We start from the raw sequence: 26,637 nt of genomic DNA on the forward strand, positions 1-26,637 counted from the left end.
CATGCTGGATGCTGCCCTGATCGAAAAATGCGCCGATCCTTCCCTGACACCTGCGATCGTCCGGCAATTCGTCGAGACCGCCGGAGCGCCCGATCCGCTCGCCATCACCGTGAAGTCGGGCGGGAGGCTCATTCTCGTGCCGAAGCCGACGACGCCGGACGAAGCCATGGCGATCGTCCGCGAGCATGTCGGCCGGGCTGTCGTTCGTGTGGGGCTGACGCAGTTCCCTGCAGGTGTCGGCGTGAAGGATGCCGCCGAGCTGAAGCCAGATGTCGTTGACGCCTGCGAAAACCTGCGCATGGGCACGAAGATGTTCGCCAAGATCCTGCGGATTGTTGCGAAATGGTATGGAAACCCGACCAGCAAGGACGTGCTCCCCCAGATATTCGAGGATGCCGTCTTCTCTTGGAAGACCGGGGAATTCGAGGGAGTGAGCGTGTTTCAGGCGGAGGAGCCAGGGACGAGCTGGAATATGCCGGCCGAGAGTAAGCAGGACGAGGAACATCAGACAAGTGGACCTCAACAGGACGGCGATGAGGATGACTCGCTTGAGGGCGCAACGCCGAGCGCGCCAGCGGACGAGGCGGATACCGGGAACGCTGGAATTCGGGTAGATCTGTCGCGGATCAACGGCGGCTGATTTCGACACCTGTGGGGACATTTACCAGCCGTCGCCGCGGCTCCAAAAGCTGCCGCTGCCAACGGCTATGGCTTTCTGTAAAAGCGGGTCAGCCGCTGACGACCTCAATAACCAATGCGGAGAGCAACGAAGTCGCGTCATTGGCCATCTCGTCGCCGGTACGCATCCGCATGGTCGTGCCGCTCCGCGTCATTTCGTTTAACGTCCGCCTATCGGTCTCAGGCAGCGCCTCCCACCAACTCGGCCGAAGAAAAAGATTGTCCGTGTGGATGAACAAGAGCCGAACCAATGCATCGGCCTTCCGAGTATCGTCGAGCGCAACAAACGACTCGGCAAGTGCCTTGGCCGGACCGTCCTCGGAACCGATCCAGCCGAACACTAGGATCGTCTGCGCCTCGAACGTGGTCACCGTCAGCGTGATATGGTCGAAGTCTACGCCGTCCCGGCCGAGCTGTTGGAGTGGTTTGCCCTGGAAGTCAAATTCCGGATGAAGGGCGCCACACGCGACGACAGGTAGAACCTGGTCGAAACGAACGGCAACGAAGTGGAAGTCATCGCGCGCGCCGGACAGCAGGCGTGCGTCGAACTGATCTTTCCAAAGGTCCATATCACGCATGCCAATCCTGATCCCGGCGATGACAGTCGCCAGGTGCATTTGAATCGCGGCCTGTTTCCAGAATGGATGGCCGCGGTCAGCCTCGCGCTGGATGTCAGTGCTTCGGAGCTGCGCTTCCTTCGCAAAGCGCTCATAGGCTATGGCGCGGTAAGAAAAGAGGAAGGCGGTGTCCTTAGTTAGGGCCAGCGACTTGCCCTCGATCGGCTTAAAGAGCGTCGTGTCGTGCCGGCTGCAGAAGCCGGGAAAGACCGATGCGTTGTTGACGCCGATTTTGCGCGGCTGTGGGTTGCCTTCGGTTTCGATCATCTCCTTCATCGTAGGCTTCACGGTGAGGACGTGGCCTACTTCGGCGATCGCGGCGAGGCCGCCTTTCTTCTGCACGGTATGGGCCTTGGTCATCGTCGCGCTGCAAGGATCAGCCACGGGATCTGGATGAGAGCAGTAGCCGTCGCGGAACTCGGCGATCATTCCTGCTTCGATTTCAAAGATGTTGATCGGCTTCTGCTGTTCGCGCCGAAAATGGCACCACTTGTATTTCTTTCCCGAGCGGCACCAGCATAAATCGTAAGGGCCCATCGTCTCGACGGGCCGAATGAGATCGGGCCTTATCTTCGGTGCGCTGAGTGACGGATGCGGAACCATTCCCCAGATATAGCTGTCGGTATCGATAGCGTCGAGAGGCCGCCTTGTTATAGAGCGTAACTTGAGGAAGTCGATGAATGAGTATCTGTGGTTTGGGCCGAGGCCGGACACGTGAGTCGGTTGCGAATGGCATGCGTGCCGAACGTCGGCGCAGTGGGCTAGGCTCTATCGAAAAGGAGCAGCTATGAGCGACTGGAAATTCGGCAGCGACTGGATGGCGAAGATGGGAAACATTGGCGAGAAGACGCTGGGTCCCGTGACCATCTATGGCGGCATGGTCATGGAGCAGTGCGAGAAAAACCGCAAGAAGTTCAAGGCCGAGAAGCTCTTCCCCGATATAAGTCAGGCGCACGCTTCGGCGATCAGTGCGTTGGTGAACTTCCTGTCCCGCATTGCTGGTAAGTCCATCCCTGAGGACAGGGTAGACATCCACGGCCAAATGACATTGATCGCCCATTTCGTGCAGGGCATCCAATTCGTTGAGACCGCCATCGTCGAGGGTCTCTATCCGCAGGCAGCGACGTTGCTGCGTCAGGAGCATGAAATCGTTGCCGCCGTGGAGGAGTATTCTGCTGGGCGCCGCAAGGACGCTAAAACACCATTCGCGACGATCGGCGTCCTCAAGAACATGGGGCAGGTCTACGGCGACCTGAGCGGCGCGGCCCACGTATCACAGGCGCAGCTCCTAAAGGACATCGTGATTATGGAGATGGGCGAAAAACGAGGACCATCTCTACTGCCCATCTACCACAAGGACCTTTCGCAGAATCTCTACGCGCTGCACGTAAGCTACATCACCATGATCGCCCAACTGGCCGACGAGGTTCACCGTGGCCTCACAGGCGAGGAGTTTCATGAGGACGAGTTGAAGCTGTTAGTGATCGCGAAGAAGATCCTGATCGACAGCGGGCTGATGAAATTGGAGACGCCCGAAAACGCCGAAAAGGAGGCGAATGATTGACCTGACCGGATTTCGATAGCTCGCAGCCTACAGTTAGCCGCCCACTCCTGACCCATCATGCCAGATCAATAGTCCGCTTTCGCAAAAAGCCGCCCGAAAGCAGACGGTCGGTTACCCGCCTCGAAGTGGCCGGGCAGCGTGCGACCTTCATTGTCGCCGTTCGATGTGCGCATGTCACCACTCGAAACCTCACGTCGGGTTGGGTTGGAACTGGACAGGCAGGCTTCGGGTGTCAATGCGGGAAAAGCTGACTTCAGATTTGCGTCGCCCGATCCTGCTCCAGTCTACCTCTTTAAAAGCAGGTATTGATTTGTGCGTGCCGCCCCCCCCCCTGTCTGTTTGAGATGTGGCATTGTGTTTGAGCGGAGGGGAACCCGTCCCCCCATGGGTCCCATCCCGTCTGAGAGCAAGGGTCCCCTTCGCTTGGTCGTCAACCTGAACAGTTGCTTGGGCCTGCCACGAGCCCGCACGACATGGACAGGAGCTTTACCATGCCACAGATCATCGTCGGCTGCGATCTTTCCCGCGCCTTCATCGACGTCTGCATCAATGCCGGGCGCAGGACGTCGAGGATCGAGAACACCAAGTCCGGCATCACGCAATGGATCGTAACGCTTGAGACCTCCGCTCTTGTCGTCTTCGAGGCCACCAGCGGATGCGATGCTGTCCTCATGCAAGTCCTTGCGGAGCACGGCGTCACCTATGCCCGCGTCAACCCACGGCAGGCACGCGAGTTCGCCCGCGCGCTCGGCGTGCTTGCCAAGACCGACAAGGTCGATGCCAGGGTGCTGGCCCAGATGGGGCAGCGCCTTCCCCTGACCATCACCAAGCCGCAGGAGCCACAAAGGAAACGGCTCGCCGATTTCCTCAGGCGACGCAAGCAGTTGGTCGAAGCCCGAAAGGCCGAGAAGCTGCGCCGGCATAGCGCCGGGCAACCGGAATTGCTTCACGACATCGACAGCATGATCGCCATCTTCGACCGCAGGATCGAGAAACTGGACAAGCAGATCGCGGCCATCATCGGCGAAAGCCGTGACCTTGCGGCGCAGGCCCATCTCCTGTCTGCTGTGCCCGGTATCGGCCCCACCGTGCTGGCAACCCTGCTTGGAGAATTGCCCGAACTCGGCACTCTCGATCGAAGACGTATCGCCTCTCTTGCAGGACTCGCGCCGCATGCGCGTGAAAGCGGAACATGGAAGGGCACAAGGCGCATCTGGGGTGGGCGGAGAAAGGTTCGCGAGGCTCTGTACATTGCAGCCCTAACCGCAACCCGGCGCGTCCCTACCCTCATTGCCATGCGGGATCGAATGCGTGCCGCCGGCAAGGCCCCCAAAACCATCCTCATCGCTGCTGGACGACAACTCCTCGTCATCCTCAACGCCATGATCCGGAGCAACCGGCCGATCAGGCTATAAGTTCAAACACAGTTGCCCTTGAAGCGGCATCGTAATCCTGATGGTATTGCACCCTAGAGCGAAAGGCTTTCTGAGGATAATGGCATGGAGAAGATGCTGTATGGTTCGCAGTCTTGGAGCAAGGTGGAGAGGCAGTTTTGGATGCTTTCGATCGCCGGCTCTGTTGTCTGGATTCTCTATGTACTGATTTTCGAGATCGTCTTGTTTTCTCCAAAGCAGTATGAAGACTATGAACCGAATTTTACCGTTCAGCAGTACGACAATTTCGATGATTTCATGAGCAATTCCGGCGGTATGCCGGCCGGAACAATCGCGGAACTGCAGGCACGACAATCGCGCAATGTCGAGCGGAACGCCCGAAACATTGATGTTGAGGACTATAATCGAAGTTTTGTTTGGCGAGGACTCAGCCGAGCACTGGGCTACCCGGTAGCTTGGCTCGGGGCACTCCTGACGTTTATCACTATTTACGAACGCCTTCAGCAGAAGGCTGGATTCGGCAATGGGGATAGACACTAATTGCCATGCGATTGGCTGTCCTAAAGTTGACACGCGGCATTGGTTTCACCGCCGAAGCTCGTTGGCCCGGTAAAAGACAGCCTCCGTGGCATAGACGCCCGAAACATGTCAGTCCGCATCCCAACCGAAATTCAGAGTATCTATACGCCAAGCAAATCCCGCTCGAACCACTTGATTCAGCAGTTTGCTTTTTATCGAACGGCGACGGTTACATCCGTATGGATGAAGTCTTCCCCTTTGAACAGCAGAGGCGCTGACAGGCTTTTTGCAAGCGTATAGGCGGCGCAGTCAGCTAGATTCAGCCTGGCCCTCGGATCAATACCCTTTCCGTATCTTCCGAACGCCTCGGATGCTCCACGGGCCTGGATCTCATCGAATGACGAGATACTAACGTCGTTGTCAGCCAAGAACGTCCATGCGATCTGCTCCCCTTCGGGACCGCGCCGGCCGCGGAGAACCACGGCGCATTCGTGCGCATTGACCGCTGACATCGTAAGATTGTCGGCCTGTTGGATCGCTCGGGCAAAAACGATTGCATCATCCTCGTTTTCGAGAATGGCGATCACTGCAGAAGAATCGACGACGATCATTGCTCGTTCAGATCATCCAGAATTTCTTTCGGAGAGCGCGGATCAAGCAGTGGCAGCGAAGATACCTTTTTTCCCACAGCCATCATCTGTTCAACGGTCATCCGGCGCCGTGCTGGTTGGTCAGTGTACACGCCGAGTTCTCTCGCTTCGCGCTCGAGCGCAGCGCGAATGAGGTCTTCAGGCCTGCGGCCAGCGCGAGCCGCAACCTTGCGGGCAAGCTGTTCGGTGTCGTGTGTGAGGTGCAGCATCGTCTCTCTCAAATGGATCAGCCACATATAGTTCATTTTTCGACGAAAATACAGATGCGGCAACCCATCGACGAGCGAGGTCCCGGCCGATCGGTTGGAAACCATGTTACCAGACAGTCCCGAAACGGGACTGGCGCTGGGCGAGCAGATTTTCTATACAAACTCCAAGGCGGCACCGTACCGCCTCGAGGCTTAGAAACCTCGAACACAGCGGCGGATATCGGCCGAAACGATATCGGATCCTCTGGCTATTTGGCCGGGGGCCTGTGACGCATGTCCAGGCGCTCGTCGCTAAAGGTCTCAGGGGCCGACTGTGTTCGGTTTTCTAACCCCCGGTCTGGGGTCAAGGGATAGTTGGCGGGGACGCACCGCGGACGCCATTTTGTGGGTGAATGTGGTGGATGTGTCTGACGATGATACCGTGTCGGGAAACAAGTTAGTGCTGCGGCCGCTGATCGGCCTCATGAATGGCTTGGAGCCACAGGAGATCGAGCAGTTCGTCATTGAGGAACTGGAAAAGCACCGCCGTCTGCGCGACGAGGCGATACGACTCGAGACGATCCTGGAATCGCAACCGTCGGGCGCGGGCGTCGACACCAACCGTGCCTTTATCTCGGCGATGATCGCCGTCCATGCGCAACAGACGGTCGTTTCGACGCTTCTTGACATTCTTGGATACATACCCGAGACGCTGACGAAAAAGCCTCACTGAAGGTTAGATCAGGCCGAGTTCCTTGGCTAAAGCCGTCGCTTGGGCCAACGACGTTACGCCGAGCGCGTTTTTCGCATTGCGAATGAAGAAGCGGACGTTGCCATAGGTCGTGTTCTCAATGTCGGCGATGTCCCTCGCCGTCTTACCCTCCGAGCACCAGCGAAGGCAGGTCAACTCGTTCGCTTTCATCCGAATGCGGGTGACACGCGTCGGGCGCACGCGCATGACTTCCATTCGCGAATGCACCTGGCCAAATGAAGCGGCGGCCATGACCGGGCTGAAGTCGAGCCCCTCCCCTGCATTCGGTTCATCCGATGCCAAAGTCAGCATCGCCATGCGACCGAAGCCCGTGTTGATCGGAACGGAGATACCGGAGCGGATACCGAACTCCGACGCCTCGCCGTAGAACGCGCGGCGCTCCTTGGTCATTCCCGGCGTCACCGTATTCGACCAGGCAAATGCTTCAGGGCGGGATTTCGCGTTGAGCACCACCGGATCAATGTGTGCAAACTTCTTCTCGAAGTACCGTACCTGCCATTCTTTGGGATAGGTCGAGATCGCGGTCTGGGTCTCCGCCTGCAGGTTGAGATAGGCGAAGTAGCTGAAACCCGCATCGCTGGTCATCTTCTGGAGGACATCCGCCACCGCGGCATCATCATGCGCAAGCGACATCTGCTCGGTGAGCCGCACGAACCACTGATTCAATCGATACCTCCATCGCTCGAAACGCCGCAACAAAGCTGGTGCGGCTAGTACGCGCGTGTCGCGATTAGCGGATGCTACAACAACTTGCGGGCGTTAGAAATCGATAGGCGAAAAAAGAAGACATTTCCATGACGCTTTCGTTGCGGCAGGGTTGAAGGTTACGCAAACCTCACGAACTGTATGGAATGTGTGCAGTTTCCGTACTATCGCGATGCGTAAGCGGCGGGAAAGATAATGTCCTGATCGACGAGGACGTTGAACTTATAGCCGGGACGGATGCGGATGGTCGGCTGCACGTTGAGGTTCTTCGAAATCGTCTGCTCCGCCACGCGGCCGAAGGATTCCGCGAAGTTGCGCCTTGCTGCATCTGACGCGGTGTCCTGCGTCGCGAGCGTCGAACTCTCGGGCAAGGACATATCGATCCCGGTCCCGATGATCGCGACGAGCGCGGCCGAGCCGAATGTCCGCCAGAGGTGGCGATCCACCTTGTCCTTGAACCCGCCATAGCCTTCCGCGTCCGTGCCGGCCATACCGCCGATTTGCAGCGTTGAGCCGTTCGGGAAGATCAGGTCGGTCCACACGACGAGAACGCGGCTTTGGCCAAAGGACACCTTCGAGTCGTAGCGCCCGAACAGCTTGGCGCCCTGCGGAACGAGAAGCCGGTAGCCCGTGGCGCTGTCATAGACATTCTGGCTGACCTGCGCGGTGATGCGTCCGGGTAGGTCCGAGTTCAGGCCGGTGATAAGCGTCGCGGGTATGACCGAGCCGCGTTTCAGCTCGTAGGGCGAGAATTGTGGAACGACGCGGTTGGGCAAATAGCCAAGATCCTTGATGTCCTGATTGAAGAATTCTTCCTTCGAAGTCTGGCCGTTCTGGTCGACGTTCTGCCCAAGCAGCCCGGACTTCATCGCCGCCGCGTAGAGGTCGGATGTGCCGCTCGGCGCAGTGGCCAGCCGCTGCCCATTTGTTGTGGCCGTATCGGTGCTGGTGCGTCCGAGATCGGAGATGTCGACCTTCACCGGCGAGTCCAGCGCACCGGCGCGGGCCTGCAAGCGTGCCATACTCTGGCGATACTTCTCACGGATATATTGCTCTTCCTGCTCGCGCTCCAGGCGCGCCAGCCACTCCTCCCGCGATTCCAGCTTCGGCCGACGCTCTTCCCGTTCGGTCCGACGAGGCAACTCCGCAGGAACGCTTTTCTCCTCCGCCTGCCGTTCGGCCGCAGGCGTCGGCTGGAAAACCTCGCGCTGTTCCGGCTCGCCGATAATCCCGTCGGATACGCCTTGCTTGAGCTTGTCGCCATAGGTCGAGGCCGATGTGTTCGAGGCGCTGTCGAGATCGTTGTTGCGCCCGAAAGGCAGGCCGCGCCAGGAGAGGCCGATCACCACCACGCCAATGAACAGCACGATGAAGATGATCGCCGCGACGATCGGCAACCGATTGAGACGACGCATGCCCTTTTGGTCGTCGTCCTGAGTGGCCGTTCCGAGCTGAAGCGACTGAACCATGATCTTCTCCTCAGTTCCGCTGCATGATCGAAAGCGGGCTCGCCGGCGTGGCGCCGCCCGGAGTCGCCGCATAGGCGCGGCCGAGCGCGACTGTCGGCGTGGACAGGCGGGCGAGCACCTGTCCGTCCATGCTGTCGATCCCGTATTCGAGTTTGATGGGTCTTGTGCCCTTCTCGACCTGGCTGTCGGTGACGACGGTGAAACCCCAGCCTTTCAACGCCGCCTCGAGCGCGACGGCGAATTCGGACGTGCCCTTGTCCATCTTGAGCGTCGTGCTTCCGGCCGGCCCGATCTGCTCGGCAAGGCGGCTCGCCATATCGCCGGCGATGGCGCTGGCGGCAGGACCTGAGATGACGGCCGGCGCCGAGTTGGTTGAGAGGCCGTCGTCGGCCGTCTGGCAGGCGGAGAGCAGGCCGGCGGCGAGAATGAGGGGAAGCAATCGCTTCATCGTTATCCTCCCCGCCGGATGGTGATCTTCTGCTGTCGCCAGCCGACCCCGGAAACGAGGATCGCCTTGTCGACCGCATAGTCGACGATCATCATGTCATTCTTCATTCTGTAGTTGACGATCCGGTTCTGGCCGCCGCTGACGACGAACAGCACCGGCGCGTCTTGCCCACCGATCGAACGGGGGAACTGGATGTAGGTCTTCGTGCCGTCCGAATAGACCCGCTTCGGCTTCCATGCCGCGCTGCCGCTGACAGAGTAGGAGAAGTTCAGCTTGTCGGGCGCGGTGCCAGGGATGCCGCCCGTCTCCAGCCGGGCATTGATGTCCGCAAGCTTCGTGGAGACGTCCTCCGGATACTCAAAACCGACACGGGCCATGTACTGGCTCGGATGGGACTTGAGCTGCATGTGATAGGTCCGCCGCGACGTCGTGATGACCATCGACGTGACAAGCCCGGCTTCCGAAGGTTTCACGATCAGGTGGATCGCCTGTCCCCCAGCTGCGCCCGAGGTGGCTGGCTCGACCTTCCACCGCACAGTGTCGCCCACAAGGACGTCGCGCACGATCTCGCCACCTTGCAATTCGATGTCGCAGACCTGAAGCGGGGAGCAGACGACCGACGGCTGGGTTTCCCCGTAGAGGAAGATGACCTTGCCATCCGCGCCCTTGGCGACGAGACCGGGCGTTCCACGCCATTTGCCCGAAATGTTGGTTCCCCTCACCTCGTTCGTCGTCATGTTTTGCGCGAGTGCGCCGGAGGCGAACACGAGTGCGGCCATGCAGCCGGCGGCCGCGATCGATCCTGATCTGTGCATTTGATGTTCCCTGCCCTTAAAGCTGTGCTGTCCAGTCGAAGTCTTGGACGTAGAGACCGATGGGGTTGAGCCGGATGGTCGACTCGTCCTGGGGCGCCGTTAGCGAGACCGTGGCAATGCCGCGGAAACGCCGTGTTCCGGTTTCCTTGCCCTTCCGGTCGCGCTCATATTCCGTCCAGTCGACCTGATAGGTCTGGTTGGAGAGCGCCACGATGTTGTTGACCTCGATCGCGACCGTCGAGGTCTTCGCTTTCTCGAACGGCGAGTTTCCCCGAAACCAGGAATTGATCTTCTGGGTCGAGGGGTCGGATGTCCGAAGCAGCGCATAGGTCCGGTCGATATATTGCTTCTGCACGACGGCATCCGGCGTGATGGATCGGAAGCTGGTCACGAAGTTGCCGAGCGTCGCGCGCACGACGCGGGCATCGGCGTATTCGATCTGCTCGGGAAAGCCGACCGTGACGGAGGTGCCGAGTTTGTCGACCTCGACGATATAGGGCACCAACTTGACCTGAGTGCTCAGATACATGGCATAGCTGAAGCCGATCACGGCCATGGTCAGGCCGAGAATGCCGACGATGCGCCAGGCCCGCGCCGACTGGACGTAGGAGCCGTATCGCTCGGACCATTCCTGACGCGCGGCGAGATAAGGGTTTTCAGGGGCGCGATCTGCTGCCATCGATCAATCTCTTCTTCTTATGGTTTGTCGTTGCGTTCGGGGAACGGTTTTGTGCCGCTGCTGCCGCCACGTTTCTCGTCGAGCTTGGCGTTCGCAAGGCCGAGGATCGAGCCGGCATAGGCGCCAGGCGAACCAATCGCCTTTTCCTTGGCGGCCGAGCCGGCAGCTTTCGCGCCCGAACCGATACCAGCGCCGACGCCACGAGCTGCTGCGCCGGCGATGGACGAGCCTGCGGCGCGGGCGGCCTGGGCCGCCGCAAAGCCTGCGCCAGCCGCACCGGCTGCGAGGAATCCTGCACCGGCGGCGAAGGACGCGGCCTGCCCTCCGTGGCGGATGGTTTCCATTCCTCCCGTCACCGAGGCGCCCTGCACGACGCCCTGCATGATGTTCGGCACGTACATTGCGATGATGAACACCACGACCGAAATGCCCGCGATCGCGAGCGTCGTGATGAACTGATCGCTCTCGGCGGTTGGCGCCTGCGCCAATCCGATGAGAACCTCCGAGCCGATCCGCGAGATCATCACGAGCGCCATCAGCTTCATCCCGACCCCGAAGGCGTAGACGAGATAGCGAATGGCGAAGTCCTTCGTGAACGATGACCCGCCAAGACCCAGCATGATCATGCCGGCGAGCAGGCCGACATACATTTCCACCATGACGCTGACGAAGATCGCCGCCACCAGCGAGAAGCAGATGACGACGATGCCCATGGCAAGCACAGCGGCGATCGCGAGCGCATTGTCTTCGAAGACACCGAATTGGGCCTGCTGCGACATCTGCGATGCAACCCGGATGCCGGCGTCGAACACTTCCGCCGGCGAGGCCGAGCCACCGCCGGAGCCAATCTGGAAAAGGCTGTCCACAACAGCGCGCGCGAACGTCGGTCCCTGATCGAGAACGAACGCGAAGAAGCCAATGAACATGATGCGGCGGACCAGTTCGGCAAACCAGCTGTCGAGCGACGCCGCCTGGATCGCGAGCCACACCGCGGCGATGCCAATCTCGATTCCGGCCAAGATCCAGAACAGGGATCGCGCCGCATCCATGATCGTGGTCTCCCACCCCTTTGCAGCCGATGAGACCTGGTTTTCCAGCTCGGTCAGCACCTGGCCCTGTTGTGCAAAGGCCGGCGCGGCAAGCGCGAAGCACAACAGGGCCGTGATGACGGCGGTGCGCTCAAGATCGGCTTTCACCATCGCGGACGCATCTCCTGCCCTTTTTCGATCGGCGGCAATTCCTTGCCGGAACCGAAGAATTTTTCGCGTGCGGCCCGCTGCTCCTCCGACATCGCTGGCTTGCTCGTGTCGCCGGTCTTGAGGATGAGAACCGTAGCTGCGACCGATAGAGCTGCGGCCGCCGCCACAGAGCCGATGAATATGACGAGGGACCGGTTCACCAGCGCGGCTCCATCTTCTGACCTTCTGGAATGGACTTGACCTCGGCGTTGAAGAACCGGTCACGTCGTACCTGCGCGAGATCCTTGTCGGACTGCTCGGTCTGAAGCCAGGTGCCCATCATCGTCATCTGCTGGGAAACGAGGCCACGCAGCTTCTGCATCTGATCGACCTGCTGCGCCGCGATCTGATGGCCGACCTGCAGGGCCTTCATCTGGCCGTCGGCGCTCTCGGACATGCCGCGCAGCTCCTTCATCGTGCTTTCCTCGCTGTCGAACTGGTCGGCGGTCAGGCTGGCAGCACTGAGCGTGCCGGCGATGGTGCCGCGGTTCGTGTCGGACCAGTTCTGGTAGGCCGTGGCGAAGCTTTCCTTGTTCGGGAGATTGTCCTTCAGGTCGGCATAGCTCTTGAAACGCTGCTGGAGGACGTCGTCGGCATTGCCCATCGAGAAGGCGATGCCCTCCCCCTGCCTGACGACATCGCGGAGCTGTCCTAGATCCTGCTCCACCTGTCCCCAGATGTGGTCCGGAAGCTGCGCGGTGTTCTGCAGCATGTTGTCGTACATCTTCAACTGGTTCTGGATCTGCTCGGCGAGCTGGCTGATCTGCGTCAGCTGGTTCTCGACCTGCACGCCCGAGCTTTCCAGCAGCTTGATCAGTTCCGCGTTGTTGGCGAGCTGGGTCAACTCCGTCGCCTCGCCGGTGGCCGCGCCGGAAAGCGCCGGTGTGGCTGTGCCGAAGGTGATTGCGGCGGCGACGAGCGCGCGGGCGAGCTTACGTTTTGCTGGGGACGTCGATGGCATCGGAAACTCCTCTCGATTGAAGCCAATGGGCCGGCCATTCCTGGCCATGCTCGGATTTCAGGGCGCGGATACGCTTCAGGTCATCCTTGCCGGAGGCGCCGACGAAACTCAGCGCGACAGGTCCGAGCGACATATCGAACAGCCTGCGGCCGTCCGGGGTGGCGACGTAGTATTCGCGCTTCGGGATGGCGGTGGAGACGATTTCGATCTGCCGCTCGTTGAAGCCGATCCGCTCGTAGAATTCCCGCGTGCCCGGCTCGCGCGCCGCGCCGTTCGGCAAGCAGATCTTGGTTGGGCAGGATTCCTTCAGCACATCGATGATGCCGGAACGCTCCGCGTCCGAGATCGACTGCGTGGCCAGGACCACGGCGCAGTTGGCCTTGCGCAGCACCTTGAGCCATTCGCGGATCTTTGACCGGAAGACCGGATGGCCGAGCATCAGCCATGCTTCGTCCAGAACAATAAGGCTCGGCGCACCATCGAGACGCTTCTCGATGCGGCGGAAGAGATAAGTCAGCACCGGGACCAGGCTGCGTTCGCCCATATTCATGAGCTGCTCGATCTCGAAGCACTGGAACCCACCGAGCGTAAGCCCGTCCCGCTCGGCATCGAGGAGTTGCCCCATCGGTCCGTCCACCGTGTAGTGGTGCAGAGCATCCTTGATCTCCCGCATCTGAACGCCCGACACGAAGTCGGAGAGTGAGCGGCCGGGAGCATTGGCCATCAGCCCGATCTGTCGCGAAATCGCATTGCGGTGGTCCGGTGTGATCGTCACGCCTTGCAGGGCGACGAGCGTTTCGATCCACTCGCTTGCCCAGGCCCGGTCTCCGTCCGTCGCGAGGTCCGAGAGCGGGCAGAACGCGAGCGCCCTCCCCTCCTCAGCGTCGCCCCCGATCTCGTAATGATCGCCCCCGGCGGCAAGCGTCAGCGGATAGAGTGAATTGCCCTTGTCGAACGCGAAGATTTGCGCGCGCTCGTAGCGGCGGAACTGCGCCGCGATCAGCGCGAGCAAGGTTGACTTGCCGGAGCCGGTCGGGCCGAAGATCAGCGTGTGCCCGACGTCGTCGACATGGAGATTGAGGCGGAACGGTGTGGAACCGCTGGCAACCTGCATCAACGGCGGCGAGCCTTCCTGATAGAACGGGCAAGGCGCCACCGGGCTTCCGGACCAGACCGAGTTGAGCGGGACGAGGTCCGCGAGATTGCTGGTATTGATCAGCGGCTCGCGGACATTGCAGAACCAGTTGCCCGGCAGGCTGCCGAGATAGGCGTCGGTGGCGTTAAGGCCCTCGATGCGGGCGCCGAAGCCCTCGGCCTGCACGAGACGGCGGATCGCTTCGGCCTTCTCCTGAAGCGCTTCGCGGTCATGATCGAAGAGGATCACGACCGGCGTATAGTAGCCATAGGCGACCAGCTGGGACGATGCCTGTGCGATCGCGTCCTCGGTCTCGGCCACCATGGTCAGCGCATCCTGGTCGACTGACCGGCTTTGCGTCTGAAATAGCTGGTCGAAGAACGGACGGACCTTCTGCTGCCACTTCTTCCTGGTCCGCTCGAGCTTTTGGCGCGCCTCCTCTGCATCGAGGAAAATGAAACGCGACGACCAGCGATAGGTCAGCGGCATCAGGTCAAGGCTGTTGAGGATGCCCGGCCAGCTCTCGGCCGGCAGGCCGTCGATCGCGACGACGCCGAGGAATGTGTTTTCGACTTTCGGGGTCAGGCCGTGTTGAAGTTCGGCCGTTGCGATCCAGTCGAGATACATCGGCACATCCGGTAGACGGATCGGATGGTTCTCGCCGGTGATGCAGAAGCGCACGAACTGGAGCAACTCGTCATATCGCGCGACGCGCTCCCCTCCCCGCTCGACGGTCTCGCGCGTCTCCATGCGCCGGATCGAAAGAGTGTTGCCGAGATATTGCTCGATCTCCCGAATCGCGTTCTTGAAGATGAAGAGGACCGTGTCCGCATAGGATTTCTTGCGGCTCTCTTCATCCGAATAGACGTATTTGCTAAGCGCGCTCTTCTTCGATTCGAGCGGACGATAAGTCAGCACGAGTGCATGGCGGCTCTCGAAATGCCCTTGCTCCCGCTCGAAATGCGCGCGGCGTTCTGCATCGATGGCGCGGGTGACTGGGTCCGGGAAGAAGCAGCGGGTCTGTGACGGGTAGTCGACGGTCGGGATGCGAACGGCCTCGACCTGGATCATCCAACCCGTGCCGAGCCGCGACAGGATGGCGTTGATCTGGCGCGACAGCTCGTTGCGTTCGAGATCCGTCGCGCTTTCGGCGTCCGGACCTGCAAAGTACCAGCCGGCCATGAGGCTGCCATCCTTCAGGAGGAGCACCCCATTGTCGACTAGGCCGGCGTAGGGAACGAGATCCGCGAAGGATGGGCCGGTGGCGCGGAAGCGGCGGAGAGCAACCATCATCTCCTCCCTAGTACCGGCGCCAGGGCGAGGTCGTCGCCTTGTAGGTGTGCCTGTAGGAGACATGGCGGATATAGACCTTCCGCATCATCGGGTCAGCCTTGGCCATCATGCGCAGGATTCCGACGATGACGACCCAGACGGCGATGCCGAACAGCGCCGAATAGACCGTCAGGACGACGAAAATCAGGATGACGGCCGCGAGCCCGGTGATCAGCACCAGCTCCCGGTCCGCACCCATCAGAAGGTTCGGCCGGGACAGGGCGCGATGAATGCGATTGCGCTGCAGGCCGGAAAAGGACTCAGCCATGAGCCCCCTCCCCTCCTCCGGAAACCGGGCTCACGTCCAAACAAGCCTCGATTGGTCCGATCGAGGCGCCGGTCGCTCCGAACAGGCCGACGATCTGTGTCGCCCCGAGAAGAAGGCCGGCAACGAGGACGACGTACACCAGCCGCCGCGCGAAATCGTTCAACTCGCCGCCGAAGATCAGCATACCTCCGGCGATGGCGACCGCGGCGAGAGCGATATAGCCGGCGACAGGTCCAGTGATCGATTCCTGAATCTGTTCGAGCGGTCCCTCCCAGGGCAGGCCACCGCCGCCGGAGCCGGCAAGTGCCGGCGTAGCGAGCACCATCGCGCCGATTGCGATGAAGCAGCCAAGGGTAAAGGGGTTCCGGTTACGCTGCATCGCGCTCTTCCTCTGCATATGGTTCGGTGTGGTATTGGCCGCCGGCGAAGCGGCTGACATGAAGGATTTCCGTCACGCGCCTGCCTTTCGGGACGCGCTCGATGAAGATGATGAGGTCGACCGCATCGCCGATGACGGCTTGCATCGGCTGCTGGCTGGCTTCGGCCGTGAGCTGCTCCAGGCGTTGCAGCGCCGAACGCGCCGAATTAGCGTGTATCGTGGCGATGCCGCCCGGATGTCCGGTGTTCCACGCCTTCAGCAATGTCAGCGCCGCGCCGTCACGCACCTCGCCGACGATGATGCGATCCGGTCGGAGGCGCATTGTGCTCTTCAGCAAACGCGACATATCGACGGTATCGCTGGTGTGCAGGCACACGGCGTTCACCGCCGCGCATTGAATCTCGGCCGTGTCTTCGAGAATGACGAGCCGATCTTCGGGCGCATGCTCGACGATCTCCGCAAGGATCGCGTTCGTCAGCGTCGTCTTGCCCGAGCCGGTTCCGCCCGCCACCACGATGTTGAGCTTCGACTCGACGGCATTCCGGATCACCGACGCCTGCATCGGCGTCATGGTCTTCGACCGGATGTAGTCATCCAGTGGGATGAGCTGCGATGCGCGCCGGCGGATGGTGAAGGATGGTCCCACCACCACCGGCGGCAATAGCCCCTCGAAACGGTGCCCACCGATGGGAAGCTCGCCCGAGACAATAGGGTTGTCCTCGTCCACTTCCGATTTCAGGACATGCGCAACACTCCCGATGACCGTCTCGGCGGCAGCGCGCGTCATCTCGCCGGCGGCGGCGATGCCGTGGCCGAGGCGCTCGATGAAGAGCTTTCCATCCGGGTTGAGCATGATTTCGACGACACTCGGATCATCGAGAGCGATGCAGAGATGGTCGCCGAGCGCGTTTTCCAGCTTGGAGATCAGGCGGGGAAGCGAGTGGTGGTGATGGGACGTCATCGCTCAAGCCGCCTTCTTACCGAGGGTGGGGATCGCCGAGTGATAACCGGCAGGGCGCAAACGCTTGAAGCTCGCGGCATCGGCGGGGAGGATCCCGGCGACGCTGCGCGTCTCGTTGATCATGCTCGGATCGCCGAGACGCTGCATCGGCCAGCCAGCACGTTTCAGGATGCGCTCGAAGCGCACGTCCGTCGCGGTCGCGATCTCGTTGTAGCCATTCGTCAGGCACCACTCGACGATGCCGGCGAACATGGTGAGCGTCGCGCCATGCAGAGAACCGTCGGCCCTCCCCTCCTCGCATGCGGTGTCGACGCAGAACCGGGAACTTTCGATCATCCGGGGATGAGCGGGGAGCTGGCCGCGCCTGAGAAGCTGCGGAAAGACGGCACCAAGCATCGTCGTTCCGACCGCGGGCAGGAGACGCGCGCAGCCTATGACCGCATCGCGGTTGGAGAGCGCGATGATGTAGGTCGGCGCCAGATCATCGAACTCGTCATACTCGCGGCCGTCGGTGCAGCGGACATTCCAGGACAGGCGACCCTGGAAAATGCGCGCCCTGAGACGGTGCATGTCGTCGAGGATCTTCATTTCTGAGGCGGTTCGGGCCTTCGCAATAGCAGTGACTCGCATCGAACAAATCTCCCTGGCGTTTGAGACGCAGGGTGGTTTGCTGCCAATCGGCGCGGAGATCTACTCGCAGAAGTGTTAGTGGTGATTCTGGTGCCGAGATGGGCATCGGCAGGTGCTGGGTCACCTTTTTCAGCTATTTTTACTAACAAAAGTGTTAGTAGCGCGTCGGCGTGCCGTCGCGTGGTTGTCCCTTAAGTGACTATATTCGCTTGTGAAATTTATTTAGCCGACAATTTCTGGCATTTGGCGTTAACCTTTCGTTAACCAAAAACGCCTTGCGGCCACTGGAGAATCGCCCATACTAATCACGCTTTCTCGGCATTCGTGGTGAGAAAAGCGTTATTCTCAAAAAGTGGTGGCACGAGTGGAAACTGAGCGTACCTTGGCAGCGGACTTGGACTTGGATTTTGATGAGGAGATTCTCGAACAAGGGGAACTCATCTCAGACAAGCTCAACATGCTGCGCCTCGAACAGTATCCACCGAATGCCGAGAAGGGGCTCCGCCTTTTCTCTTTGTCCGAGGTCGCCGAGTTCCTTGGTGTGACCCAGAACCATATCAAGAAGTTGCACCTTGACGGAAAGGGGCCGCAGCCTCAAGTCTCTTCATCGGGCCGGCGTTCATACACAGCTGAGCAGATGCTCGAGCTTCGGCAGTTTCTGGATAAGTATGGTCGCAGCGACTTCAAGAAGTACGTTCCCCATCGACGCAAGGGTGAGGGTCTCCAGGTCATCTCTGTTGTGAATTTCAAGGGGGGTAGTGGGAAGACAACGACGACTGCCCATCTGGCCCAATACCTTGCTTTGACGGGGCATCGTGTCCTTGCAATTGATCTCGACCCCCAGGCTTCCCTCACGGCTCTGCATGGTATTCAGCCCGAGTTGGACAAGAACCCGTCCTTGTTCGAGGCGCTCCGCTACGACAAGCAGCGCCGCTCGATCACAGAGATTATCCAAAGCACGAATTTTCCGGGTCTGGACATTGTCCCGGCCAATCTTGAGCTGCAGGAATACGAGTACGAAACACCGTTAGCCGCATCGAACAAGAATTCTCCTGAAGGCAGGATGTTCTTCACGCGCATTAGTCAGGCGCTGAAAGAAGTAGACGACAAGTACGACGTCGTGGTGATCGATTGCCCTCCGCAACTCGGCTATCTCACGCTGACGGCGCTTACTGCGTCGACGTCGGTTCTGATCACAGTGCATCCGCAGATGTTGGACATCATGTCGATGAGCCAGTTCTTGCTGATGCTTGGGGGGATACTCCAGTCCATCAAGAGCGCTGGGGCAAAGGTGCGCCTTAAATGGTTCAGATATCTCGTCACACGGTATGAGCCGACTGATGGGCCTCAAGCCCAGATGGTTGGCTTCATGCAAGCGATGTTCAATCGACGAATGCTCAGCAATCAAATGCTCAAGTCTACGGCGGTTTCCGATGCCGGGATCACGAAACAGACGCTCTACGAGGTGGACCGGAACCAGTTCATTCGTTCGACCTATGACCGCGCCATAGAGTCGTTGAACGCGGTGAATAGCGAGATCACTTCTTTGGTACATCAGGCGTGGGGGCGGAAGTAGGCTTGGATTTGACAGCCGTGCAGAATGCAAAAAAAGACATAAAAAACAGCAAGATGATGAGAGATTTGAGGAAAAGCGATGGCTAGAAAGCATCTCCTCTCCAATATTGGCGGCATGCGCCCTGAAGAGGCATCGGTCGCTGCACCATCTGAAGCGCGAGCAGAATATGCGCGGCGCGGTGCATCGCGGTCTATGATGCAGTCACTCGACGAGATGGCTGAGAACTCGATCCGCTTCCTCGAGGGAGAATCCATCGTCCAGCTCGATCCGGACTCGCTTGATCCGTCACCGTTTCGCGATCGTATTGGCGAAGATGATGAGCAGTATCAGGCGCTCCGGAACGCGATCAAAAGGGCTGGCCAGTCGTCCCCAATTCTCGTTAGGCCAAACCCCGAAGTCGAAGGTCGACACATCATCGTCTTTGGACACCGTCGAACGAAGGTTGCGAAGGAACTTGGGACGACCGTAAGGGCGATAATTAAGCCGTTGGAGGAGATCAACTACGTTATCTCCCAAGGGCAAGAGAACACGGCACGCGCCGGGCTGACGTTCATCGAGAAGTCTCTTTTCGCGAAGACGCTTCAGACCGCAGGCATTTCAAAAGAAGACATCAAAACAGCCCTGACGGTCGACGACACCCTTCTGTCGCGCATGCTCGCTGTAGCAGAACAAATTCCTGGGGAAGTTCTTGAGGCAATCGGCGCCGCACGAGGTATTGGCCGAGATCGCTGGGAACACCTCAAGAAGATCGTTCTTCATCCTACCAAGGCGGCCGAAGCTGTTTCCTTGATTGGAGAAGGGCTGCTCGACGATGTGCCGATCGAAGAGCGATTCTCCGCAGTCGTGGACGCACTGTCGAAAAAAAAGCAGAAGAAGCCGGCATCCAGCCGGCCGACAGAGCGGACCTGGGCATTGGCGGAAAACGCGGTGAAGGTCGCTACGAAAGATGCTGGTCGGTCGTTTACGATCGCCGTGAAATCAAAGGATGCTTCCGGATTTGGAGCATACCTTTCGGACAATCTGGAGCGTCTTTACAGGGAGTTCCAGGAGCGTAGCGAAACGTAGGAGAGATTCGAAACCGCAAAAGAAAAAGGCCCCCGAAACATTCCGGAAGCCCTTCTCGAGTTAGCACCCAGAGAATCGCATTTCCGAGAATCCCCGTCAAGAGTCTGGTGAGGACATTTTGGCACCGTTTTGGTGAGCGGACGTCTTTTGCCTTTTGAAAGGTGAAGGAAAATGCAAGTCGGAAATGTAACCGCGCCCTTTGGGCCGCGGCGGATGTCGATTGCGCTCGTGAATCGGCAGGTTCAAGCGGCTGATATCAAGGCAGGCAAGTCCATCGACAAGTGGAAGGTGTTCCGCGACGTGAGCGAGGCACGCGGACTACTCGGCCTTCAGGATCGCGCGATCACCGTTCTGGACGCGCTTTTGAGCTTCTACCCCAAAAGCGACCTTTCGGAGGAGCACGGCCTGGTGGTCTTCCCCTCTAACGAGCAGCTCTCCCATCGAGCCCACGGCATTGCCGGCACCACGTTGCGCCGTCATCTGGCAGTTCTTGTCGACGCAGGGATCATCTTCCGGCGCGATAGTCCGAACGGTAAGCGGTACGCTCACCGCGCGAAGGGCGGAGAGATCGAGCAAGCGTATGGCTTCAGCCTCGCGCCACTCCTGGCTCGTGTCGAGGAATTCGCGATTCTTGCCCAGCAGGTCGTAGAGGAACGCCGGTTGCTCAAGCGGGCGAAGGAAGCCCTTACGATTTGCCGCAGGGATGTTCGCAAGCTGATTACGGCCGCGGTCGAGGAGGGCGCGGATGGGGATTGGGAAACGATTGAGGCTATGTTTGTCGCACTTGTCGGACGGATTCCGCGCTCTCCAAGCCGTACTGAAGTCGATGCGATCCTCGTAGAAATGGGCCTTCTGCGCGATGAAGTGCTCAACATCCTGAATATGCAACAAAAAGCAGAAAAAATGGATAGCAATGCTGTCCAAATCGGATGCCACATACAGAATTCAAATCCCGAATCCCTTAGTGAACTTGAACCTCGCTCTCGAAAAGAGCAGGGGGCGCCGTTGGAGAAAGAACCGAAACGGATTGTCAAGCCGATGGGATCGCTCCCGTTGACTATGATCCTGCGTGCTTGCCCGGAAATCACCGCCTATGTGCCGCAAGGAGGAGCGATTTCCGGCTGGCGGGATCTAATGAGCGCCGCCGTTGTCGTGAGAACGATGCTCGGCATCAGCCCATCGGCCTATCAGGATGCGTGCGACACGATGGGGGCGGAAAACGCCGCGACAGCGGTTGCCTGCATCCTTGAAAGGGAAGGACACATCAATTCACCCGGTGGCTATCTACGGGATCTCACCAGACGAGCCGAACGGGGCGAATTCTCGCTCGGGCCGATGATCATGGCCCTAATGCGAAGCGGCGCCGGCGACGAGCGACGGTCTGCATAGCGGGTGGGAAGGTACGGTCTGTGGCCCAGTGTATCCCGGCCTTTCTCTTCTGAGGAATGTGCGATCGAAGAGAGCGATGGACGCATTCAAGCGACTATGTTCCGGCCGACAGTGGGGCACTTCGATTGACGTACGCGGCCTGCAACGCTGTCATGCAGCCATCCGGGCTTCTCGGCGAAGCCGGACGGGACCATATTGTCTGCATGACGTTCGTACCTCCTCCCACGAACTTCATATAGCGAGTGATCTTCTCCTCCCTTGATCGCTCGCACCGGATCGGCGGCGCTCCTCCTCCCAGTTGCCGATCACAGTTTGGAAAGCCTGCCGCACCTCCTCCCGCGGCAGGCTTTTCTGTTCTCAGCATACTGGCTGGTGTGCGTTTCACCCTGCGGTCACGGCCCTGTAGCGTTTCGAACAGACCATTTTTCCGCGCTACCGAGCAGGTTCCTGACGGAGGAGAGCGACTATTTTGTCTCGCCGAGCGGCGTCCGCTGCGGAGGCGCTCTGCCGTTCAATCGCTTTCAGTATGTGGGCGATGACGGAGATCTGTTCGCGGTATCCAAGTGTTGATATTAGGCTGCCAGGGCGCTTAAACAATTCATAAGCGTCGATGCCACATCGGTCTTTCGGAAATCGGAGCAACATTTATGACCCGCGAACTTTCACTTCCACGCGACCGAATTTCCGTGCTTCTGCTGGAAGGCATTAGCCAGACCGCCGTGGACTACTTTTCTTCCTCCGGCTACACCAATCTCATTCACTTGCCGAAGGCGCTCGACGACAAGGATCTTAAGAGCCACATCGCCGACGCCCACATCATCGGCATTCGCTCCCGCACTCAGCTGACGGACGAGATCCTCGAATCCGCGAAGAAGTTGATCGCGATTGGCTGTTTTTCCGTCGGTACGAACCAGGTCGATCTGGATGCAGCGCGGCGGCGCGGCATCCCGGTGTTCAATGCACCGTATTCGAACACGCGATCGGTGGCCGAGCTTGTGATCGGCGAGATTATTATGCTGACCCGGCAGATTTTTCCGCGCTCGGCTTCCGCGCATCAAGGAGGGTGGGAGAAGTCCGCTGTCGGCAGCCGGGAGGTCCGCGGCAAAACGCTCGGCATTGTCGGTTACGGCAATATCGGATCGCAGCTCAGCGCGCTTGCCGAAAGCATGGGCATGGTCGTGCGCTACTTCGATCTATCCGATCGGCTTCGTCGCGGCAACTCGGAGTCGATGGCTTCGCTGGGCGACCTTCTCGAAATCTCTGACTATGTGACGATGCACGTTCCCGAAACGCCCTCGACGCATAATATGATCACTGAAACGGAACTGCGCCGTATGAAGAAGGGCGCCATCTTCATCAACAATTCTCGCGGCACGGTGGTTGACCTCGATGCGCTTACGAAAGTCCTGAAAGACGGCCATCTCGCGGGTGCCGCCGTGGACGTGTTCCCTAAGGAGCCGGCATCGAACAACGAGCGTTTCGAGACGCCGTTGCAAGGCTTGAGCAATGTCATTCTGACGCCGCATATCGGCGGCTCCACTGAGGAAGCCCAAGAGCGTATTGGCGGGGAGGTTTCGAGGAAGCTGGTCGAATACTCCGACATCGGCTCAACGATGGGCGCCGTCAACTTTCCGCAGGTACAACTGCCCGAGCGCCCGAACGGCACGCGTTTCATTCACGTGCATGAAAACCGCCCCGGCATGCTCATCCAGCTCAACGAAATCTTCTCGTCACGGGGGCTGAACATCGTCGCTGAGTTCCTTCAGACCCATGGCGACACGGGCTACGTGGTGATCGAGGCGGAAGGAATTTGTGCAAAGGCCGACGACATCCTACAGGCCTTACGCGAAATTCCCGGAACGATACGAGCGCGATTGGTCTACTGACAGCTGACCGATTGTGGTTTTTGCGTCCCGATTTCAATTGAGCCGCTAAGTGAAAAAACGACGACAAAACTTGACCTAACAGTTTCACGCCGAGGAGGGAAAGGGCTTGTCAGAGCCCCGCGGCCTTGGTGAGGTTGACGCGGAACCGGTCGCGCCGGCGCTGGTAGCGGCGGGTCATTTCTGCCGAGGCATGGCCGAGCTGTTTTTGCACGTGGCGCTCGTCGACCTCCGCCGAGGAGGCGAGGCCGGCGCGCAGCGAATGGCCGGCAAACATCTGGCCGCGCTCAGCCTCGGAGAGATCGCCGCGCACGCCAGCAGCCAGCGCGGTTTTCTTGACGAGGCGTGCCACCTCCTGGTCGTTCAGACGGTCCGGCCCGACATCCTTGCCTTTCCCGGTTACGCGGCGGAAGAGGGGGCCTTTCGCGAGCCTCGCGAATTTTACCCAGGCCTCTAAAGCGGCGACGGGGCAGGTCGCGTCGGAAGAGCCGCGGCCGATCTCGACTTCGCGCCAGCCTGTCTTGCCACGCAACGTCAGCAGCGCGCCTTTGTCGAAGATTTCGACCCAACCGCGCCCGTCGTCCGTCTGGTCGCGCCCAAGGTCGAGTCCGGTGATTTCCGAACGGCGCAGGCCGCCGGCAAAGCCGAGGAGCAGCATCGCCCGATCGCGCATGCCACGCAGGGTTCTCCTCTCGAGTGTCTCGAGCATGGCGATCAGGTCTTCCGGCAGGATCGCTTCTTTCTGGCGCGGCGGGGTGGCGTGTTTGTTGCGAATGCCGGCCATGACGGTGGCGATAGCGCGATCCTTGCGATCGAGTTTTTGCGCGCCGCGCTGGGCATAGTTCCAGCCGATGGCGGCAAGGCGCCGCTCAATAGTCGAGACTGTGTTCGCTTTCATCCCACGCTCAGCCGTCCCGGAAGCACAGGCCGTGATGTAGAGCCCGACGACCTGCGATTCCGGGGGAGAGGCGACAGGCTCTGCCGCCGGCACCAGGCGGTAAAATGCTTCCAGTCGGACGCATAGGCTTTGCGCGTGTTGGCGGAGCTGGCGGCCTCGACGTAGCCGCGGGCGCGGTCGGTGAGATCCTGCAGCTGGGCCGGCAGGCCGGCGCTCGCCGGAAGAGGGGAGGTGGGTGTTGCGGCGACGGCGGTGGAAATGCCGTCGGCCGCCGGCGTGCTGTGCGGCGGAGCAGAGCTTTCCGGAGAGTGAATTTCGCTGTTTTCGTCGATGATTTGGGACATTTCTCTATAATGAGCAAAATGAACGATAAGGCAACGTTATCCATCATTTTGTGCGCAAGACAAGCCGTGCGGTTAATGCGCAAAAGTCTGGTATAATCCGCACAATTGGCCTAGGATGCCGGTCATGGATTCGCCCGTTTCCGCCCCGACGTTCACGGCTGCCTTGCCTAGCTGGACCCTGCCGCGCGGCCGCGAGCCGGACGAACTTGCCGCCGCTTTCTCCGCCGGCATCGCCTTGAAATCGCTGGATGATCTCATTCGCTCCGAACCCGTCTGGGCCGGCTGCTGGCGCGCGCGCCAGGCCCTCAAATGTGCTGCCGTCGCGGTCCGGCTGATGGGGCGCAGCGAGGACGAGTCCGCCTTGCGCGACGCCGTTTGTTGACGACCGCCGGCGACGATCCCGGCCCGGCCGGAAAGGTGTTTTTGGCCACCAAAAGGCTTTCCACCCGAAAACCCGCCTTTTCCTCGAAAGCGGTGGCCGAGCTTGCCGATCTATTGGGGCTTGCCTGGGACGATCGGCTCACCGCGGTGGTCGACCATGCCGACGATGCGCTGCAATCGGGCCGCCCGGCGCCTCTTGCCGCGGCGGACTCGGTCACGGCCCTACATGCCGTGCGGCCGGATGCCGAACCGCTCGGCTGGATGCTGGCCGATCTGCTGATCGCGGCGCAGCTGAAATGGGATTGTGCCATGCCGCTGCTGATGGCCGAGCGCTATGGGCCGGCCTTCAAGACGCTTGGGGGCAGGGGGCGTGTCCGTCCGGGGGAAGCTGCCTTTGCCCGGGCCGTCTGCCTTGCCCTCGTTGAAGGGATAGGATCGGCCCTGCGCACCGCCGGCGAGATTGCTCGGCGGGCCGGGACGCTGCGCACCGCGGCGTCAAAGGTTCGCACGAGGGGCGCCGGCGCCGTCATCCAAGCGCTTCTCGATCAGGACGCCGTCGCCGCCTCGGCGCCTGGCAGCAATCTCTCGCGCTGGGCGGCGACCCCGGCTGTTCGACCGGCTGGGCCGCGGACCACGTCCTGGCGCAAACTAGGCGACCACCTTGCGACGGACGTATCGCGTTTCAATGTGGCACATGGCCGATGAGGTATTGAAAATTCGGGGTCCATCGTTGGCTGTGGAGCCTCACGTTCACAGCGACCATCAAATCTGCCGAGCGTGAGGTATCCACCTATGCGCTGACGGGTTGCCTTCCTTTGGAGCAAGGGCTCTGTCTTCTGGGAAATAGCGATGTTGTCCGATTTGGAAAAAGCTTTTTAAATTCAGTTATATAAATGTCAGCTGGCTTCGTCTAGCACATCGAGAATTTTCCTAAAATTTGAATCAAAAGTAATTCAAATACTGATTAAATTTGATTGATGTTTTATTTTCATTTAGTGCATGTTCTACCTTGATTTAAACTAAATTATTCTTCTAATTTTTGCGCAAGATCAAAGTATCAATGTCATTGTCCCATTATTGAACGAGGACAGAACAATGACAAAAACAATCAAGGTCAGTGCACTCGCATTTCTTTTCTCCATGGTCGCCGCACAGGCCATGGCCCTTCCCGCGGCGATGGAACTCGCTGGCAAGACTAGCCAGCCGATCGGCCACTATACATTCTGCAAGAAATATACCGAAGAATGCCAGCCCAACGGCGAGGACAAGGGCCCGATGGCTCTAACACAGGAAAACTGGAAGACTATCGTCAACGTGAACTATAACGCGAACGTGGATTATCTGCCACTGACGGACATGGAAATCTACGGCGTTGAAGAACTCTGGACCTACCCGCAAAGTGCCGCCGACTGCGAGGATTACGTTCTGATTAAGCGTAAGAAGCTTATCGAGGCCGGGATCTCGCCTTCCAACTTGCTGATCACCGTCGTTGTTCAGCCGAGCGGACAGGGCCACGCGGTGCTGACCCTTCGTACCGATCGCGGCGATTTCGTGCTCGACAATATGCGCAACAAGATCCTGCTCTGGTCGGACACCGAGTACCGATATCTGAAGCGTCAGTCTGTTGGTTTCCACGCAGAACTGAGCCGGTTAGGCGCATAATTTCCATTGAGAATTGAGCCATGTGAACCTTCCCCCA

Annotated in this window: 26 protein-coding genes and 2 pseudogenes; 11 read left to right on the plus strand and 17 right to left on the minus strand. The window is 59.7% G+C overall.

Annotation, left to right across the window (positions count from 1 at the left end; all coding sequences use genetic code 11):
* The first annotated feature begins 1 nt into the window (after nucleotide 1).
* On the plus strand, nucleotides 2-640 hold the full coding sequence (locus shn_RS33615; RefSeq protein WP_064334771.1) for a TraH family protein: 639 nt from the start codon (nucleotides 2-4) through the stop codon (nucleotides 638-640).
* An 88-nt stretch (nucleotides 641-728) separates the two neighbouring features.
* Here shn_RS33615 and shn_RS33620 read toward each other — a convergent pair whose 3' ends face one another.
* Complete coding sequence (locus shn_RS33620; protein ID WP_245337566.1) at nucleotides 729-1,832, minus strand: SEC-C domain-containing protein; 1,104 nt, start codon at nucleotides 1,830-1,832, stop codon at nucleotides 729-731.
* Between the two features lie 250 nt (nucleotides 1,833-2,082).
* Between shn_RS33620 and shn_RS33625 the strand changes: the two genes are divergently transcribed.
* The 3 genes from shn_RS33625 to shn_RS33635 all read left to right on the plus strand — a co-directional run bounded on the left by shn_RS33625 (nucleotide 2,083) and on the right by shn_RS33635 (nucleotide 4,793).
* Nucleotides 2,083-2,859, plus strand: coding sequence for a hypothetical protein (locus shn_RS33625; protein WP_242224988.1), 777 nt, complete (start codon nucleotides 2,083-2,085; stop codon nucleotides 2,857-2,859).
* A 491-nt stretch (nucleotides 2,860-3,350) separates the two neighbouring features.
* Nucleotides 3,351-4,274 carry an IS110 family transposase gene (locus shn_RS33630; RefSeq protein WP_168168934.1) on the plus strand — a complete coding sequence of 308 codons (924 nt, stop codon included), beginning with the start codon at nucleotides 3,351-3,353 and terminating at the stop codon, nucleotides 4,272-4,274.
* An 84-nt stretch (nucleotides 4,275-4,358) separates the two neighbouring features.
* On the plus strand, nucleotides 4,359-4,793 hold the full coding sequence (locus shn_RS33635) for a hypothetical protein (protein ID WP_064334772.1): 435 nt from the start codon (nucleotides 4,359-4,361) through the stop codon (nucleotides 4,791-4,793).
* A 191-nt stretch (nucleotides 4,794-4,984) separates the two neighbouring features.
* Here the strand turns inward: shn_RS33635 and shn_RS33640 are convergent, their stop codons facing one another.
* Together shn_RS33640 and shn_RS33645 are read right to left on the minus strand one after the other, a co-directional pair.
* Nucleotides 4,985-5,383: a type II toxin-antitoxin system VapC family toxin gene (locus shn_RS33640; RefSeq protein ID WP_064334773.1), complete on the minus strand. Its 399-nt coding sequence runs from the start codon at nucleotides 5,381-5,383 to the stop codon at nucleotides 4,985-4,987.
* On the minus strand, nucleotides 5,380-5,736 hold the full coding sequence (locus shn_RS33645; protein ID WP_242224990.1) for a type II toxin-antitoxin system VapB family antitoxin: 357 nt from the start codon (nucleotides 5,734-5,736) through the stop codon (nucleotides 5,380-5,382). The genes shn_RS33640 and shn_RS33645 overlap by 4 nt, the downstream gene beginning before the upstream one ends.
* A 292-nt stretch (nucleotides 5,737-6,028) precedes the next feature.
* On the opposite strand from shn_RS33645, the gene shn_RS33650 reads away from it, so the two are divergent.
* On the plus strand, nucleotides 6,029-6,343 hold the full coding sequence (locus tag shn_RS33650; RefSeq protein ID WP_145926151.1) for a transcriptional repressor TraM: 315 nt from the start codon (nucleotides 6,029-6,031) through the stop codon (nucleotides 6,341-6,343).
* A 3-nt stretch (nucleotides 6,344-6,346) separates the two neighbouring features.
* On the opposite strand, the gene shn_RS33655 is transcribed toward shn_RS33650, so the two are convergent.
* The 13 genes from shn_RS33655 to traI form a co-directional block, all read right to left on the minus strand.
* On the minus strand, nucleotides 6,347-7,048 hold the full coding sequence (locus tag shn_RS33655; RefSeq protein WP_084438747.1) for an autoinducer binding domain-containing protein: 702 nt from the start codon (nucleotides 7,046-7,048) through the stop codon (nucleotides 6,347-6,349).
* A 203-nt stretch (nucleotides 7,049-7,251) separates the two neighbouring features.
* The gene (gene trbI, locus shn_RS33660; protein WP_064334775.1) at nucleotides 7,252-8,556 is read right to left on the minus strand and encodes an IncP-type conjugal transfer protein TrbI; all 1,305 of its coding nucleotides are present in this window, start codon (nucleotides 8,554-8,556) and stop codon (nucleotides 7,252-7,254) included.
* 10 nt (nucleotides 8,557-8,566) lie between these two features.
* On the minus strand, nucleotides 8,567-9,004 hold the full coding sequence (gene trbH / locus shn_RS33665) for a conjugal transfer protein TrbH (protein WP_064334776.1): 438 nt from the start codon (nucleotides 9,002-9,004) through the stop codon (nucleotides 8,567-8,569).
* A gap of 2 nt (nucleotides 9,005-9,006) precedes the next feature.
* Nucleotides 9,007-9,819 carry a P-type conjugative transfer protein TrbG gene (gene trbG / locus shn_RS33670; RefSeq protein ID WP_064334777.1) on the minus strand — a complete coding sequence of 271 codons (813 nt, stop codon included), beginning with the start codon at nucleotides 9,817-9,819 and terminating at the stop codon, nucleotides 9,007-9,009.
* 16 nt (nucleotides 9,820-9,835) lie between these two features.
* The gene (locus shn_RS33675) at nucleotides 9,836-10,498 is read right to left on the minus strand and encodes a conjugal transfer protein TrbF (protein WP_064334778.1); all 663 of its coding nucleotides are present in this window, start codon (nucleotides 10,496-10,498) and stop codon (nucleotides 9,836-9,838) included.
* A gap of 17 nt (nucleotides 10,499-10,515) precedes the next feature.
* Nucleotides 10,516-11,697: a P-type conjugative transfer protein TrbL gene (gene trbL / locus shn_RS33680; protein WP_064334779.1), complete on the minus strand. Its 1,182-nt coding sequence runs from the start codon at nucleotides 11,695-11,697 to the stop codon at nucleotides 10,516-10,518.
* Nucleotides 11,691-11,897, minus strand: a complete 207-nt coding sequence (gene trbK, locus shn_RS33685) for an entry exclusion protein TrbK (RefSeq protein ID WP_064334780.1) — start codon at nucleotides 11,895-11,897, stop codon at nucleotides 11,691-11,693. The genes trbL and trbK overlap by 7 nt, the downstream gene beginning before the upstream one ends.
* Complete coding sequence (gene trbJ, locus shn_RS33690) at nucleotides 11,894-12,697, minus strand: P-type conjugative transfer protein TrbJ (protein WP_064334781.1); 804 nt, start codon at nucleotides 12,695-12,697, stop codon at nucleotides 11,894-11,896. Before trbJ ends, trbK begins: the two co-directional genes overlap by 4 nt.
* Nucleotides 12,669-15,122 (minus strand): conjugal transfer protein TrbE, encoded by a 2,454-nt coding sequence (locus tag shn_RS33695; RefSeq protein ID WP_064334782.1) that lies wholly within the window; start codon nucleotides 15,120-15,122, stop codon nucleotides 12,669-12,671. The genes trbJ and shn_RS33695 overlap by 29 nt, the downstream gene beginning before the upstream one ends.
* Before the next feature lie 10 nt (nucleotides 15,123-15,132).
* Complete coding sequence (locus shn_RS33700; RefSeq protein WP_064334783.1) at nucleotides 15,133-15,432, minus strand: conjugal transfer protein TrbD; 300 nt, start codon at nucleotides 15,430-15,432, stop codon at nucleotides 15,133-15,135.
* Entirely contained in the window at nucleotides 15,425-15,811 is a 387-nt protein-coding gene (locus shn_RS33705) for a TrbC/VirB2 family protein (protein WP_064334784.1), read from the minus strand. The genes shn_RS33700 and shn_RS33705 overlap by 8 nt, the downstream gene beginning before the upstream one ends.
* Nucleotides 15,801-16,772: a P-type conjugative transfer ATPase TrbB gene (gene trbB, locus shn_RS33710; protein ID WP_064334785.1), complete on the minus strand. Its 972-nt coding sequence runs from the start codon at nucleotides 16,770-16,772 to the stop codon at nucleotides 15,801-15,803. Before trbB ends, shn_RS33705 begins: the two co-directional genes overlap by 11 nt.
* A 3-nt stretch (nucleotides 16,773-16,775) precedes the next feature.
* Nucleotides 16,776-17,402, minus strand: a complete 627-nt coding sequence (gene traI, locus shn_RS33715; protein ID WP_064334786.1) for an acyl-homoserine-lactone synthase TraI — start codon at nucleotides 17,400-17,402, stop codon at nucleotides 16,776-16,778.
* A 394-nt stretch (nucleotides 17,403-17,796) separates the two neighbouring features.
* On the opposite strand from traI, the gene repA reads away from it, so the two are divergent.
* The 4 genes from repA to serA all read left to right on the plus strand — a co-directional run bounded on the left by repA (nucleotide 17,797) and on the right by serA (nucleotide 23,318).
* Complete coding sequence (repA, locus tag shn_RS33720) at nucleotides 17,797-18,978, plus strand: plasmid partitioning protein RepA (protein ID WP_256388555.1); 1,182 nt, start codon at nucleotides 17,797-17,799, stop codon at nucleotides 18,976-18,978.
* A gap of 78 nt (nucleotides 18,979-19,056) precedes the next feature.
* Nucleotides 19,057-20,043 carry a plasmid partitioning protein RepB gene (repB, locus tag shn_RS33725; RefSeq protein ID WP_064334788.1) on the plus strand — a complete coding sequence of 329 codons (987 nt, stop codon included), beginning with the start codon at nucleotides 19,057-19,059 and terminating at the stop codon, nucleotides 20,041-20,043.
* 171 nt (nucleotides 20,044-20,214) lie between these two features.
* Entirely contained in the window at nucleotides 20,215-21,432 is a 1,218-nt protein-coding gene (gene repC / locus shn_RS33730; RefSeq protein WP_064334789.1) for a plasmid replication protein RepC, read from the plus strand.
* A 647-nt stretch (nucleotides 21,433-22,079) separates the two neighbouring features.
* Nucleotides 22,080-23,318: a phosphoglycerate dehydrogenase gene (serA, locus tag shn_RS33735; RefSeq protein ID WP_064334790.1), complete on the plus strand. Its 1,239-nt coding sequence runs from the start codon at nucleotides 22,080-22,082 to the stop codon at nucleotides 23,316-23,318.
* 109 nt (nucleotides 23,319-23,427) lie between these two features.
* Here serA and shn_RS33740 read toward each other — a convergent pair.
* Nucleotides 23,428-24,557, minus strand: a pseudogene (locus shn_RS33740) (tyrosine-type recombinase/integrase).
* Nucleotides 24,558-24,681: 124 nt separating this feature from the next.
* Between shn_RS33740 and shn_RS35590 the strand changes: the two are divergent.
* Together shn_RS35590 and shn_RS33750 are read left to right on the plus strand one after the other, a co-directional pair.
* Nucleotides 24,682-25,643 (plus strand): annotated as a pseudogene (locus shn_RS35590) (DUF1403 family protein).
* Nucleotides 25,644-26,033: 390 nt separating this feature from the next.
* The gene (locus shn_RS33750) at nucleotides 26,034-26,600 is read left to right on the plus strand and encodes a transglutaminase-like cysteine peptidase (RefSeq protein WP_064334791.1); all 567 of its coding nucleotides are present in this window, start codon (nucleotides 26,034-26,036) and stop codon (nucleotides 26,598-26,600) included.
* The last annotated feature ends 37 nt before the right edge of the window (nucleotides 26,601-26,637 follow it).

Origin of the sequence: Shinella sp. HZN7, from assembly GCF_001652565.1 — a bacterium.
Classification (GTDB): Bacteria; Pseudomonadota; Alphaproteobacteria; order Rhizobiales; family Rhizobiaceae; genus Shinella; species Shinella granuli.